Origin of the sequence: Filomicrobium sp. (assembly GCF_025698805.1) — a bacterium.
GTDB classification, from domain to species: Bacteria; Pseudomonadota; Alphaproteobacteria; order Rhizobiales; family Hyphomicrobiaceae; genus Filomicrobium; species Filomicrobium insigne.
The window spans coordinates 452766-467533 of the sequence record NZ_JAILWT010000003.1; the positions used below are offsets into that span (position 1 = coordinate 452766).

Here is a 14768-nt window from a genome sequence, read left to right on the forward strand (position 1 = left end):
AATTGGATACCGAAATGTTGCTCAGACAGGTCGCATAAGTGACGGATCAATGCCCTCCAGAGGCGCGTTGATCGGTCCACCTGCTTTTGCTTCTTCTTCGGTCGGCTCACGCACTGCAAGAATCTCGAGCGTAAAAACGATCTCCCTGCCGCAAAGAGGATTGTTGCCATCGACGGTCACCGTCTCATCGTCGACCTTCGTCACGATAAAACTGCGGGTCTCGCCCTTGTCGTTCTCCATAAGGATCGAGGTGCCGACTTCTCGATACTCTTCCGGAACGTTCTCAACGAGATCCGTAAATACTAAACTCTCATCGCGCGCGCCAAAAATAAGACCGCCGTCGAGCGGCACCTCGATGATTTCGCCTTCGGATCTGCCCTCCAGTTGGGCATGAACAGAAGGGGACAAAATTTCATTTTGCCCGTGAATATAGGCCAACGGGAATTCAACCATGGTGAGAACCTGACGAGTTCTCTTGTCGGACACCTTATAGGTGAGCTCTACAAACTTGCCATCGCGGATTGTGTCGTTCATGTCGAAGCCAGACTTCTCAGAATAGGGAGGCGCCGAAAATTTTGATCTTTCCGTCCTCATAGCCGAGGACGAGTCGACCAAGCCATTCACCCTCCTTTTTCGAGCTACGCTGCCGGTAGAGAACGGTCACATGCTCGCCGCGGCGGATAATACCGAGATAGTCACTGTCGGTGGTAAGGTTTCTGGCAAGTTCGCTATTGGCGAACTGATGGCCAGCCGTGACTTGGTTCATCGCACGCGCCATCGAACTGGAGAAATTCTTGACGAACTCTCCATATTTTCCTTCGTTGGAATTCGTGATGAGTTCGAGCCACAGCGGATCGGCTATGGCCTTTATTTCCTCGTCAGTTTTATCGATGATATTTGCGCGCGCATCTCCGGCGCGCGCAATGACCGGACCATCAGAAGACATCAACATCGACATGCTCGCCTAATCCTTAGTGACCAAATTGGACGTTAAACACAGTTACGCCGTCCAAAGGTCATTGTTACTTGTCCTCGACTAGGTGATAGCAGGGCGCTTTCTCCATGGTGTATTCCCCGGTTTGCGGATCGCGGCGGGAAACTGTCAGCACGTGCCAGTTCTCATCGTCCAGCTTCATGGCGTCACCGCGGTAGTAGTAGCCCGGCCAGCGGGTCTCCTTGCGGAACAAGGTATGCTGCGTGACGCATTCTGCTGCGCGGTGCCGATGTTTCAACTCCCAAGCTCGCAGCAACTCGTGAATATCCTTTGCAGCCACGCTCTCGAGATCTTCTTCCATAACCTTGAGCTTTTTAAGAGCGATATTCAGGAGCTTCTCGTTGGTCATGTAGCTGACGGTTACGCCGCCACAGTACTCGTCCATGAGCTTCTGCAAGCGTTCCAGGCCCTGCTTGGGATTGATGTAGTGGGGATTGACATCTCCTGCCACGACCGCATTGCGGAATATCTTATAGTGCTCGAGCGGTTTGTAGATCTCTTTTTTGCGGCGTTCGATTTGCGCGTCCGACACGACAATGCCCTCGGCCTTGCCGTCGTCGATATACTTGCAGGCGGCCTTTGCCGCGAGCCGGCCCTCAGTAAACGAGCCAGACGAGAACGCATGTGGCGTGCCGCCGACCGCGTCGCCGGCGCCGAACAGGCCTTCGACCGTCGTCATACGGTTGTAGCCCCAGAAATACTCGGGCGGCGAAACGTCCTCGGGACCCGAGCACCAAGCGCCCGAGCATGTCGCATGCGACCCCATAACGTAGGGCTCGGATGTAGTTAGTTCGGGGTTCTCGTTCTTGGGGTCGACGTCGGTGGAGGCCCACAACACGGCCTGGCCGATGGTCATGCCAAGAAAGTTTTCCCAGCCAACCTCTTCGAGATGGGGATCTTGGAATGCCTGCATCGTCACCATGTGGATGGGGCCGCGGCCCGCATTCACTTCACTGATCAGAGCATGGTTGCGCAGGCAGGTCGGGATCGGCCTGTGGGTCAAGTGCGAAGCTTCCGGATCCAGATATTCCTTACCCACCCTTTCTTGCAGCTCGGGGAACCACTTGGATTCATACTCCTCGCCCAAGCCGTTCTGAGTATAGGTCTTCAGATGCAGGAAGTAGGCACCGACTGGACCATAGCCGTCCTTGAAGCGCGCCAGGACGATACGGTTCTCCATCTGTGTCATCTTTGCGCCGGCTTCGATCATGAGGCCATAGGCGGATGCGGACGACCACGGCGCGTACCAAGTACGACCCGAACCTTCGCCGACCGAACGCGGCTTGAAGATATTGGACGCACCACCTGCGCCGCAGATCACGGTCTTGGACTTGAATACGTGGTAGTTGCCGGTGCGGACGTTGAAGCCGACGGCGCCGGCAACGCGGTTTGGTTTGCTCTCATCCATCAGCAGATGGGTGAGGCAGATGCGGTTGAAGACCTTGTCCGCGGATTTCTTGGCGGCCTCGGCAACGATGGGCTTGTAGGACTCGCCATGAATCATGATCTGCCATCGACCTTCCCGCAGATAGCGCCCGGTCTTCGGGTTCTTCATGATGGGCAGGCCCCACTCCTCGAACTGATGCACCGTCGAATCGACGTGACGGGCCATATCGAACAGCAGATCCTCACGCACCAATCCCATCAGGTCGATGCGCGCGTAACGGACGTGGTCTTCCGGATTATTCTCGCCCCACCGTGTACCCATGTAGCAGTTGATGGCGTACAGGCCTTGGGCAACTGCGCCAGAGCGATCGATATTGGCCTTCTCGGCGATAACGATCTTCTTATCCTGCCCCCAGAACCTGGCCTCCCAGGCCGCGCCGCTGCCACCAAGACCTGCACCGGCGACGAGAATGTCAATGTTGTCTTCGACGATTGTTTTGTAAGCCATCAGTAGTACACGCCTTTCTTCAAGACGAGACCGGCGTCCTTGAGGGTGCGCAAACCGTCGTCATCCATGCGAATCCACTTCGGCTCGTTGTACAGGAGCTCGCTATCGCGCATGTCCCTACTGGGCGCGGGAACGTCCGCGAGTTTCGGAATATGCTTTCCCCAGGGCTTGGTAGTGATCGGCGACAGAAATTCCTTCTCAGTGCCGTTGCGGTATTTAATTTTCCAAGCGATGGTGCCGCGCTCTTCGTCGCGCTGGACTCGAACACTGTGTCCCAATGGGGCGAAGTCGGCGTACCCACGCACGTCGATCGCATTCTGCGGGCAAGCCTTGACGCAGGAGTAGCACTCCCAGCACATATTTGGCTCGATGTTATAGGCGCGACGGTAGGTCGGATCGATGTGCATGATGTCGGACGGGCAGATGTCGACGCAGTGTCCGCACCCATCACACCTTGTCATGTAGACGAAGGTTGGCATAAGTCGACTCCTTAGCTCTGATTGTTCTTTTTAATGGTGCTGGGGCCTAATAGTGCCTGGGCGCTTCGCGCTTGATGCCAAGTCCCATGTTCATCGGAGCATCTCGCAACAGCTCCATGGAGTGCCGTTGCTGTTGCTTGGGGTCGTCACGGGTTATTGTCGGCAAGTTCTGGGCTGTACCATTGGCTTTCGACATGCGCTTCTCGAAAGCCGCGGCGGGCTTGAAGAACATGTGTGCCAGCTTCGACCAGGGCACCGACCCGAACAGCACAGTGGAAGCGATGATGTAGAGAACCAGGAATACCGTGGTCCAAACCGCGTTCCCGGACGCCTGCATGAATGCCCACAACAGAGCGAAGGTCGTGCTGGCAACCAGCGATACGACGAACAAATCCGCTTTCATCAGGCGGAAAGGCGACTGCCCCTCAGCGGAGACGTCAGCGCGAATAAAGAACCAAAACCAGTAGCCGCCGATGCAAACCATGAGCGCACCAAGCGACCAAAGTACGGGCAGGATAGCCGGCGTCGGAGTAGCATTGGTGGGGTACGCGAACACCATGATCGCGGTGGTGATGACATAGATGATAAATCCATACATCGTCAGCAGATGTGCAATCCTGCGTTTCGAATTGCAGAACTCGCCAGAGGTCAGGACGTCGACAACTGCAGTTTTGGCGGCGATCGACAGCATGTCTCCGCCGTCGAGCTGTTTCCGCGCTTTAGTTCGGCTCGCTCGCAAATTGTCGAAAAAGTACTTGGCGCTTTTTTTGTGAATGATGTCGAAGAGCGTACCCGCCACGACGAGAAGCGCCATCAGGACGACGTATGTCTGTATGATGCTAGGCGATATGGAAGTAGAAAGATCAGCGAAGGGATTGGTGGTGAACATAGCCCGACGTTCCCCCGAAACTTGTTGCCGCCACTTGATTTTTTTATGAACTATAGTGCAACGATAGCTCTCTGTGGCCGCGTTAGTCAATCATTGGAATAAATAAAAATTCTACGTTTGACGGCAGTTGTGCACGTCGATTGTCAAAGCCTGCATTCTGTTCGAATTTTTTTCATTTCGCTTCCGCGATCTGCGGCGCAGTCCCAGCCCAAGTTGCGCACCTGAAATCATGTAAAATAGGTCAGGCTCAACATTTTGGTGTGTTTGGGAGCTGCGCCGTTTACCCGGCAAGCGTGCCTGAACGCAGAGTGCTAGGTAGGCACGCATCAGTTTACGCTGAGACTCCTGCGTAGTACTCGCTGAGGATGGCTACGACCTCTGGACGGCTGAACTCGGGTGGCACCGGCTCGCCGTTCGCCAACATCTCGCGCTGGCGCGTGCCTGACACGGACAGATGCTCTTTCGGATCGTGCGGGCAGGTTTTACCAGTCGCCATTCCGCCGCAGCGGTAGCAGTAGAACGTTACATCGATCTTGAGGGGCTGGCACAGAAGCGCGCCTTCCCACAAGTCGTCGAAGATATGCTGGGCATCGTACGGTCCGTAGTAGCTTCCCACTCCCGCGTGATCGCGTCCGACCACGAGATGAGAGCAGCCGAAATTCTGCCGAATAAGCGCGTGGATGAGTGCCTCCCTCGGTCCTGCGTAACGCATCTCGATGGGATATCCAGCCTGGATCGCAATGTTTGGTTTGAAGTAGTTATCAATCATGGCTTGGATCGCGCGCGTTCTTACCTCCGCCGGTATATCGCCCGCTTTGAGCTTCCCGAGAACCTGGTGGATGAATACCCCGTCCGTCACCTCGGCTGCGATCTTGGCCAGATGCTCGTGGCTTCGGTGCATGGGATTGCGCGTCTGGAAAGCGGCGACCTTCGTCCAGCCGCGTTCGAGGAACTCCTGTCGTGCTTCCTCAGGCCGCAGATAAAGCCCTCGATATTTTTCGGGGTATTCGCCTTCGGAAAGGGCGATGACAGGACCGCCCACGTTGACATCGCCCTGGCCCATAACCTTCTGCACGCCTGGGTGCTGGGGGTCGGTCGTGCGAAATACATGCGCGCATTCGAGATTGCGATCGATGCGATACTTCTCTCGCACCATGAGCTGGCCGAGCACCTCTCCGGTCTCGGCATCGGCCAGCGCAACCTCCTCGCCAACAGCGATACCGTCGGCGACGCTGCTGTCCAGCGAAAGCGTGATTGGGATCGGCCAAAATACGCCGCTGGTGAGCTTCATTTCTGTAACCGAAGACTTCCAGTCGTCGTGGCCCATAAAGCCGTCAAGCGGCGTGTACGCGCCCATGCCGAGCATGAAAAGGTCAGAAACTTCGCGGGATGTGAGCGGGATCTTCTTCAGTCTCCCCGCGCGTCTGAGCGCTTCAGGACGCTCGTCGACTGGCACAAGTAGAGGCTTAAGAGACTGCGCCCCGTGCGGTGGTACGAGTTTCGACATGTAATTCTCCCTCCTGTGCACCCGGCTTCGGTGAAATTGTTCTACGCCTCGAGAAATTATTAAAACCACTTACCTCGCTTACTGTACATGCCGGAAGAGAACCCGTCTGCAGAACTGTACTCGAGGGGGAGAGGCAGTCGCCGCGCTCTTCGATAGCTCCGGCCACAAGAGGACGGTCGTGAAGCGACGTCTCGCAGTACGAATAGTAGCTAGCGGCGCAACCTTTTCAGGGCGGGATAGTGCGTTTTGTCTCGTGAGTAGAAGACTGCGTGGTCTCGTGACACAGTCGCGAAATTTGCCAACAAATGCGCTGATCGCTTGGAGCAGTTTGTGAGGCAAACCTGCAATTGCATACGCCCCCAAACGCTCGAACACCTCGGGGTGCACTGGTAAGTGAGACATCAATGCGAAGCGATGGATATCGCCGTGGTCTGCATGTCGACGCGTAGCCATCCACGCAGCCAGCCGCTCCACCACAAGTGTGCTTCTTTTAATTTTGTAGGGGGCTTCAACTCTCTGATGACGTCGACGGAAAGCCGCGCCCTGAGTTCGTGCTCGGATGCCGTGACGCTTTCGAAGAAATCAGCTTTCGTCCCGTGGACCAGATATGGGCCACGGCGGTTCCACCTATTTCATTGATTTAATGGTCGGAGCGGGGAGATTTGAACTCCCGACCCCCAGTCCCCCAGACTGGTTCAATTGAGAATTCCTGAAACAGCCTGATCCTGAGTGAGACCCGTAACATACTGTTTTTAATGCAATATTATTAACACTTCTGTCTCATCCATTCTCTCACAGCCCCTTGAAGGCCCGACTTTTTGGACCAAATATGGGCCAAATTTCTTATCAGGGGGAGATCTATGGGCAGCCGTCAACTTGCAGCCAATGCGAAGCTCATCCAGAAGGCCGCAAAGCAGGGAGCATCGGCCAAGACAGGTTTTGAGTACCGCATACAGGGCGCTCGTGGGCTGGTGCTCCTCGTCATGCCAAGCCAGCAAGCGAGTTGGTATTTCCACTACAATGTCTTGATCGGAAAAAAGCGCCTACGTCGGAAGCTCAAACTCGGCCGCGTAGACGCGGTGTCTCTCTCAAAAGCAATAGCGGCAGCTCAGAGGCTCCGTTCCGAAGTGGCTGAAGGCTCTGATCCAGCTGCAGTGAAAGCGACCCGACGAGATGCACTGACTTTTGCTGAGCTTGCAAACCAGCGTGTCGAAAACGGAGATCTTCGTCCCAGCACGAGACAAGAGTACCGCTCGTTCGGGCCAAAGACGTACTTCCCGTCTTGGGCAACATTCCCGCAGCGGAAGTCACCCGGGGGGATGTCGTCCGGGTGATTGATCCGATGTCACAACGAGGAGCTACACGTCGTGCTGACACGGCCCGATCGATGATCAGCACCATTTTCAGCTTTGGCATGGATCGGGTTCAGCTTTGGCATGGATCGGGGCCTCGTCACTAGTAATCCAACTGCCGGGCTCCGCCGACGGCACAACTATCAGCCGCGCGATGTCGTGCTGACACCTGCACAATTGCGACGACTCTGGCGTGCGATCGAAGCTGGCGACGCACCCATGTCAATCGGCGTCTCCAATATTGTCCGCCTCGCCGCTCTGACGGGGCAAAGACGTGCGGAAATTGCTGGCCTACGCCAAAGCGATATCGAGTGGACCCAAGATGCGCCCTGCCTCACAATCGCGCGAGCGCGAGCCAAGAACCACAATGAGCACCGCGTGCCGCTTTCCCGGCAAGCCTATGGCGTATGTTGCGCTGCGCGAATGGCGGCATCGGGCAGTGAGTTTTTGTTTCCTGGACCAGATGGCACGAGCATCCACCCACGCAGCGTCAGCAAGGCCATGGAGAGAACAAGGGTCTGCGTGGGCCTAGGAAACATCAATATTCACGATCTTCGGAGAACCGTCGGATCCCTGATGACTAAGTACGGGGTCCCAAAGGATGTCCGCGAGCGAGTCTTAAACCACGGGGGCAAGCGTACGAGCAGCGTAACCGAAAGCGTCTACAGCTGGTACGACTATGATCCCGAGAAGCGTGCGGCACTGGAATTGTGGGCTGATGTTCTTGAGGCAATCATCGGCGGAATAGATGCTGAACTGGCCGATTACCCGACAAGGCTAGCCCGAATAAAGGGGTCCGCGAAGGTGCTTGTCGTTGGCGAGCAATACGAGAGAAATTCTTACCGTGTCTAACGTTGGTTGTGCGTGAGGTATTTTTCCGGTTTAGGATATGGATAATCTATGGAACTGACTCTTCGGCCCTCGGTCCGCTCAATGATCCCCTGCCGCTATACGAAGACCGGCTATGGACGAGCACCGCCTAATCACTGTCTGGAAACGACGCTTCACTTACTGATCAGTCCTAGATACGGACCGACAATCAAGAACGCGCTCGACAAGATGATCCAAAGGGATGCGAAGGTCTTCAGCCAGAGCGGGCCGAGCCAGATGGCGAAATAGCGCGCGACGAACCCGCCGATCATTGCTCCGGGAATGGCTGTAAGCGCAACGGGCCAGATAATATTATTGTTGGCGATGTGATATCCGACGCCGAAAATGACAGTGACAACAGAGATGATTACCGCGATGGCAATCGCTGAAGGCGTCGGAAATTTCCGCAAGATGAGATAGACGGCGACCAATTCGCCCACGCCGACCGAGAAAAACGCGGTTATCACACCGCCAATCGCGCCAAGCCCGAGAAGCCAATAATAGTCCAACCTTTCGGGGTGAAAACGGTAAGGCTTCACACGTTTGAATGCCCACGTAAAAATCAGAAGGACTACGCCCAGGGTAAGCGAAAACCATTTGAATGCGACCAACAGGCCCCGGCCATCAACGTTGGAAAACAGTGCAAACTGCGTCACGAGCAGGGCTGGAAGCGTCGTCGCCAGAAGGGTAAAAATGATGAAGAGAAAGCTGTGGCCGTCTATTTTTTCCCGCGGCCCTGTCTGCCCGCCACCGTAGAACCTACGGATCCATACAGAAGCACCCACCGACATTCCGAAGCACTGAATCAGGAAACTGATACCAATCGTCTTGATGGGATCGATGGCAAGCTCCATAGGGATCGCGCCCATCTCGGAGGCGCCACTCAAGGTGTTGAACGCGGGAACAAAAACAACGCCCCCGCCTGTTCCCGTGGAGCTGGCGATAATGGCGCCGAAAACGCCAATCGGCCCAAAAATCCAGATAAACTCGAAGAAACGGGCTATGTCGCCGATATTGGTCAGCAGCAGCGTAATAAAGAGAGCAACCAACGCGCCAAGATACACACGTGTCGCAAACTCGACATGGGCTTCTACGGACTGCGGGGTCTTTGTGCTTGGAACACTTGTCATAGCAACAAACTCAATCCGTTCCAGATGATCGGCTAGTGCCGCCCAAGCTCACCACCTTTGAACCGCCATCGGATCAAGAAAATCTGGATTCCACCGAGGACGGCAAAGAAAGACGGGATGAAGATGAGCAGAAATTGCGTGGTGGCGATATCGGCAGGGATACGGTCAACCAGGAACGGATCCAGGAGACCAATGTTCATGAGGCCTAGAACAATAAGAAATTCCACGATGCTAAAGAAAAACTGAAACGCAAAAGGCCAGTCATTATCCCAACGAAAACGCTGAATTTGAATGTACGCGTAATCCAGCCCAAGCCCCACCAATAAAAGCGCGGTCAGAAAGACAAACGGATCGCCGTACCGTCCAATCTCATCTAGGCCAAGATAGCTGGCATAAAGTGCGGTAATCGGAAGTCCGAGAACAACATACAAAAGTATCCTCGTCTGCCAGCGACCGGAAAGCGTTGGTATCATTTTTTCCCCGTCCTACACTCGCTCTACTCTCAATTCGTTTGTCGAATGTCGCCTTCTAGGGCGTCACACCCTTGCACCACTTCAACCACTGGCTTGCAGAACGCAGCGGTCCCATAGAACTAACATCGGCCGCCCGGCTTCGTGCCAAATCATCGACGGAACGCAACGCCGAGTATTGCAGCCCAAGGAAACTATCGACAGCGGCGTACGGACCATTCAGCGTCATGACGCCAGCGGCATACGCCCGACCTGATCCATTCCGTAGGCCCTCAACCTCAAAGGTGTTCGCAACCTTCAGGCCGCTTAATCGCTGCTCAGGACCGCGTCCGCTGGCAGGATTGCGGGCAAGGGAATAGGTATCGATCATGTCCTTGAGCACGGTGTTGGCTTCGAGATCAGCAATAAGTCCGGTGCAATCGATCACGTAATCCGCATCAAGCCGGACCTCCTCTTTGAAATCCTGACTGGACTCCAGTTTGGTCTCGATTCGACCGTCCTTCAGCTTGATGCTTTCAACGTCTCCGAAAAATGCCCGATACCAGCCGCTTTCCTTGCCCTCCCTAAGGATCGCGTCCCAATCGGCCCGGTCGGCTGTCGTCGTCCCACCCCACGTTTTTAAAAGTGCCAACCGTTCGTCGGGCGTAGCCTTTTGCAAGCGCTCGCGTAGGGTGCCGCCCCAGCAGGCTTTAGGCCAGTTGAAGGGTTGATACTCTATGTCATGAGCCGCATACCGTCGCGCCAAGTCATATTTTTTTCCCTCAGCAATACGCGAACGCATAATGTGGAGGACGCGAATGTCCTTGTTCTTGGAGCGCGCTTCATTCACCCGCTGCAAAATACGTGACGCAACGATGCCGCGACCTCGGACCAGAACTATTCCGCCATTCTTTTCCAAGTCACCATAGATGGAATCGTGTTGCTCATACGCGTTTATGACTCGCTGAGAGGTCGGATATTCGCGTTTAAATGTTTGTAGATCGTCAAGATATCGAGACGCGGGGTATCCCATCGCGATATGGATGTAGCGCGCAACAACAAACTTGTTTCGCTGACCACCATCGGCAAATTCAGACGGCACGCGATAGGCAATCGCATACCGTCCATCATCGGTTTTGCGCACCTTGATGACACGGCCTGCAGTCCAAATCTTATCCCATGAAATTCGGCGCGCTTCTTTCTCTATGGACTCAAAAACGTCACCCGCCTGCGGGGTGTAGCTCTCAGCCAACGTTGGCTCGCCAAACACCTGCATGACGTACTTGAAGCCGCTCCAATTTCTTTTCTTCAAGGCCCTCCAAGTCTCACGGCTCGCATACCCGGGAAAGCCCCAAATATTATCAGGCGTCGAGATGGAGTTGGAACGCAATCGTTCATGCCGCGGAATTTGCGAATACCGGCAAAGCCGTTCATATTTTCCATGCGGCTCCGGGTCGACACCGATCGCCCTGATCTTGCTAGCGGGGACGCCGTAACAGCGCAGATGATCAACCCAAATAAAGCTGCCAAGTCCACCACCTATCGCGGCGTACTCGACCTCATCCACGACATGGCCAGTCGCTTTGAGAGCGCCGACGGACACGGCAACTTGGGAGAACTCAGGCGGTGGGAAATCACCCTGAGACGGTGCCACGCGAACAGATGTTCGCGCAGCCTCAACCGCACTCTCACCTTGGACGACCTCCAGAACGTAGTCGCCTATTTGGACTTTTGCGCCTTTTGGCCAGATCGCCTTCGTTATCTCGATGCCTTCAAGCAATGTTCCGTTGGCGCTTTCAGCATCGGTAATCTCGATCTCATTACCCTTTAGCTCGAGACGTGCATGGAGACGAGACGCCGCCGTATCGGCGATGACAACGTCACAATCGCTGGCGCGGCCGACTGTGACCGGAGTTGATCCATTGAAGCTCTTGCTTTGACGTGCAGGTCCATGAGGTTCACTTTTAGGATACCAAGTGACTTCAAAGCTCATGGTGGAAATTCCCAGTTTCTAAGCACGGAGCGCAGACTTGCATTGCTTTTGGGGAAGACGAGTTTGTGCACAGCATCACGGCAGCGTCACACGGGTAAAACTACCTGACGCCGCCAGATAATGACCACACCAGACGCAATTACCTTCAAAAGGAAGGTCGTTGAGCAAGTGACAAGATGGGTTTCCACAGACAATCTTCTTTTGATCCCGGCCTAACACCTCAAATCGCTCACCGCCGATTTCAACAACATCAGACATGCGCGCCGTCAAAGGCATGTCGCTGACGAGACGTTTGTTCACCGTTATAGGCATCGAAGCATCGTGCCCGTACAGGTCGAAGGTTACGGCAACACCATCGAAGTGAATGCGTCCCACAACGGAATGCTGATTTGATTCCGGCGTGTCCAGCATGACTTTAAGCGCATCGTCTGTCTTTACGATAACGAGCGCATCACCCGGCTCCGCCTCCTGCTCACCACGCACCTGCAATGTAGGGCCGGTTTGTTTGATCAAAGCAGATTTGGTCTCGAGAATTTTAATTTCGTAGTTTTCAATAATAATAATATCGGCGCTGCTTATTGCCTTGTTGCGCCCCTTGACAAAGGTGCCGGAAATCGTCGTCCCGTTCGAACTGCTGTCGATATAAATCAGTCCACTTTCAGCCTCTTCTACCTTTCCGTGAACACGCGAAATCGTCACGTAGCTCGGATCAAGGCGAATACAGCTTGCACTCTGTGGTTGTTTTCCGATCTCAAAAGGCAACTCGCACGCTTGAACGGTTCTTGTGCCTCTCGATCGGTCATAAATTTCGACGTGGAGTGTCCGCCCCATGAACCCTCGCCCGCGTTGCAAAATGGATTGATACTGACATTACTAGCACCAGCTTATCAGTCCGCAAACATTCATTCATTCACGGTGAATAACGCGAAGGCGTGTACTGTCATTCCCTTGAATTGGAAATCGCATTAGGATGATATTTTATGGGGCTGAGGTGTGATTGGGTCTGCGCTACGCAATCCCATTCGGTTGCACAATCTCCGTTATGGGTAGCGACAAGGCGACGTCCGAAATGAGCAACAGACAGGCGCTGGCACACGACACGATTGTCGGCGGTGACTACAAGATCGTACGCGTACTCGGCGCCGGTGGTTTCGGGATCACCTATCTCGCACGCGACACCAAGCTCAACACCGATGTTGCTATCAAGGAATATTTCCCTGCCTCTCTCGCTTACCGCGAAGACGGCTTGACCGTCTCAACCCTCCCCAGCCAGGGTGGTGCTGACTATCAGTGGGGCTTGGAACGATTTCTGGCTGAAGCCCAAACGCTAGCGCGTCTTCGGCACCCCAATATCGTACGCGTTTCCCGGTACTTTAAAGAAAACAACACGGCCTACATGGTGCTCGGTTTTGTCGAGGGTCAAGACCTCGAAGGCTGGCTGAACAATCTTGGCCGCAAACCAACCCAAGCTGAATTAGACAAGATCGTAGGTCCGTTACTCGACGCCCTGACAACCGTTCACAAAGCTGACGTTGTCCATCGTGATATTAAACCCCAGAACATTTACATTAGGGAGAATGATGGAAGCCCCATTCTTCTCGATTTCGGGGCGGCGCGCCAAGCGCTTGGAGAGCATTCTCGCGCCACGGCTGCGTTCGTATCGCCGGGATATTCTCCCCCTGAGTCTCATTTGAATGATCCCTCCGAACAAGGGCCGTGGACTGATATTTATGGCCTCGCAGCGACTCTTTATCGAGCTCTGGTTAGCAAGCCTCCTGCACAAGTCCTAAGCCGGGTTTCTCATGACAATTACGTGCCACTGGCAGCACAACTAGATAACGCGAGCGAATACCGCGCTGAATTTCTCAGCGGCGTAGATACCGGCATGCGCGTTAAACGCGAGGAGCGACCCAAATCGGTCGCGGCCTGGAAGGAGCTGTTGTTCAGCGCGAATGCAGATCAGGCCACGGTGCTAAAAAGTAGTCCTGCAACGGTATTAAACACGCCGTCACGAGCGGATGCGGCCGCGACAGTTGTGCGTAGGACTCCGTCAGATAGCACCGGAGCTACTACTGTCGGCGCACCACCCTCTGGCTCCGGCAGTTCCACAAAAAAATGGGCTATCGCGGCTTCCCTCGTGCTTGTGGCAGGAATCATCTTGTACCAAGTCTACTCCAGCTTCGAGAGTTCACCAGCACCATCGCGCCAACAACTGGCGGAACGCTTCCAACAACCTAACAACACCCCGCCGATGCCGCAGTTCGACAATGATACGAACGCTCAGCAGGCGACCGCGGCCAATTCCCTTCTTCGGATGGCAGCGTTTGCGTGGATTGCCAACGGACGACAGAATGGATTTTGGACGGGCGGGGTTAACGGCTCAAACGGTACCGGGCTCAATATCGGCTGCGGGCCGGGAACAGATCAACGACGCGACAGCTTCGTAGAACTCGATTTCATTCCCACCGGCAACAACCCCATAACCGGACGACATCAAGTCAACGTTCAAATCGGAAACTATTCCGGTGGAGCAGAGCTTGATTTTGTTCAGGAGGGTAGCGTCTCACACGGCCGCGTGCAGGCGAGCGAGACTGATCAAGATGCGGGTCAATTTCTGAACTTCTTGCATGAAGTTTTCAGTGGCCAGACGATGGCCTTGCAAATCCCGGATTTCAATTATCAAGAAACGTTCAATCTCGCCGGCGCGGAAGAGGCGCTTAGACCCTGTTTCGGAGGCTCCATCCAACGCCCTTGGGAGCCACAACCTCAATCCAACGGCGTGCGTGGCGCAACAGTACGTAATGCGCAGGGCGGTCGCTTTACGGTTCGCTGCGACGCGGCAACCGGATCTCGAGGGAACGCGGTCATTGCTTTCTCTGCGCAATCTCCGGTGCAAGTCCAGTCTGGCCAGAACGGAACTGTCACGCTGGCTGTGGACAGCCAAACCGTGAACTTAAATTTCACGCTCAACAGCAAACCTGATGTGGTCAGTGGATTTTTATTCCATGTGAACCAGAGTCCAGCTGACTTACAGGCACTCAATGATTTCGTGGCTCTATTAAGTAGTGGCAATCAACTCCAGCTATCCAGCAACCAGCTTAGAATCAACGAAACCTTTTCACTGACGGGATCCAGCCGGGCATTATCAGGTTGCGGCGGGCTCTGAGCTTATGATTTCATAGCCGAGTTTCTCAAAGCCCGACCAAGTTTG

General features: G+C 54.7%; 13 protein-coding genes and 1 pseudogene. 4 read left to right on the plus strand and 10 right to left on the minus strand.

Going from position 1 to position 14768, the window contains the following annotated elements:
- Positions 1-21: 21 nt before the first annotated feature.
- The 6 genes from K5845_RS09510 to sat form a co-directional block, all read right to left on the minus strand.
- Positions 22-534 carry an FKBP-type peptidyl-prolyl cis-trans isomerase gene (locus K5845_RS09510; protein WP_046479075.1) on the minus strand — a complete coding sequence of 171 codons (513 nt, stop codon included), beginning with the start codon at positions 532-534 and terminating at the stop codon, positions 22-24.
- A 16-nt stretch (positions 535-550) separates the two neighbouring features.
- The gene (locus tag K5845_RS09515) at positions 551-958 is read right to left on the minus strand and encodes a hypothetical protein (protein WP_197540862.1); all 408 of its coding nucleotides are present in this window, start codon (positions 956-958) and stop codon (positions 551-553) included.
- A 64-nt stretch (positions 959-1022) separates the two neighbouring features.
- On the minus strand, positions 1023-2888 hold the full coding sequence (aprA, locus tag K5845_RS09520) for an adenylyl-sulfate reductase subunit alpha (RefSeq protein ID WP_046479076.1): 1866 nt from the start codon (positions 2886-2888) through the stop codon (positions 1023-1025).
- Positions 2888-3367, minus strand: a complete 480-nt coding sequence (aprB, locus tag K5845_RS09525) for an adenylyl-sulfate reductase subunit beta (RefSeq protein WP_046479077.1) — start codon at positions 3365-3367, stop codon at positions 2888-2890. The genes aprA and aprB overlap by 1 nt, the downstream gene beginning before the upstream one ends.
- Positions 3368-3413: 46 nt before the next feature.
- Positions 3414-4256, minus strand: coding sequence for an adenylyl-sulfate reductase (locus tag K5845_RS09530; protein ID WP_090228884.1), 843 nt, complete (start codon positions 4254-4256; stop codon positions 3414-3416).
- Positions 4257-4587: 331 nt separating this feature from the next.
- Complete coding sequence (sat, locus tag K5845_RS09535; RefSeq protein ID WP_046479079.1) at positions 4588-5763, minus strand: sulfate adenylyltransferase; 1176 nt, start codon at positions 5761-5763, stop codon at positions 4588-4590.
- 860 nt (positions 5764-6623) lie between these two features.
- Here sat and K5845_RS09540 point away from each other — a divergent pair.
- From K5845_RS09540 to K5845_RS09545, 3 genes and pseudogenes are all read left to right on the plus strand, one after another.
- Positions 6624-7097: an integrase arm-type DNA-binding domain-containing protein gene (locus K5845_RS09540; protein WP_287958872.1), complete on the plus strand. Its 474-nt coding sequence runs from the start codon at positions 6624-6626 to the stop codon at positions 7095-7097.
- Positions 7037-7222 (plus strand): annotated as a pseudogene (locus K5845_RS21270) (phage integrase central domain-containing protein); the annotation flags it as partial. The gene K5845_RS09540 and the pseudogene K5845_RS21270, both read left to right, overlap by 61 nt.
- Positions 7200-7967 (plus strand): site-specific integrase, encoded by a 768-nt coding sequence (locus K5845_RS09545; protein ID WP_287958873.1) that lies wholly within the window; start codon positions 7200-7202, stop codon positions 7965-7967. The pseudogene K5845_RS21270 and the gene K5845_RS09545, both read left to right, overlap by 23 nt.
- A gap of 152 nt (positions 7968-8119) precedes the next feature.
- Here the strand turns inward: K5845_RS09545 and K5845_RS09550 are convergent, their stop codons facing one another.
- From K5845_RS09550 to K5845_RS09565, 4 genes are all read right to left on the minus strand, one after another.
- The gene (locus K5845_RS09550) at positions 8120-9115 is read right to left on the minus strand and encodes a sulfite exporter TauE/SafE family protein (RefSeq protein WP_287958874.1); all 996 of its coding nucleotides are present in this window, start codon (positions 9113-9115) and stop codon (positions 8120-8122) included.
- Between the two features lie 32 nt (positions 9116-9147).
- Positions 9148-9588, minus strand: coding sequence for a hypothetical protein (locus tag K5845_RS09555; protein WP_052743910.1), 441 nt, complete (start codon positions 9586-9588; stop codon positions 9148-9150).
- Positions 9589-9643: 55 nt separating this feature from the next.
- Positions 9644-11557 (minus strand): FHA domain-containing protein, encoded by a 1914-nt coding sequence (locus tag K5845_RS09560; RefSeq protein ID WP_287958875.1) that lies wholly within the window; start codon positions 11555-11557, stop codon positions 9644-9646.
- Positions 11558-11632: 75 nt separating this feature from the next.
- Positions 11633-12388: an FHA domain-containing protein gene (locus K5845_RS09565; RefSeq protein ID WP_287958876.1), complete on the minus strand. Its 756-nt coding sequence runs from the start codon at positions 12386-12388 to the stop codon at positions 11633-11635.
- Between the two features lie 238 nt (positions 12389-12626).
- Here K5845_RS09565 and K5845_RS09570 point away from each other — a divergent pair, with 238 nt between their 5' ends.
- Entirely contained in the window at positions 12627-14723 is a 2097-nt protein-coding gene (locus K5845_RS09570) for a serine/threonine protein kinase (protein ID WP_287958877.1), read from the plus strand.
- The last annotated feature ends 45 nt before the right edge of the window (positions 14724-14768 follow it).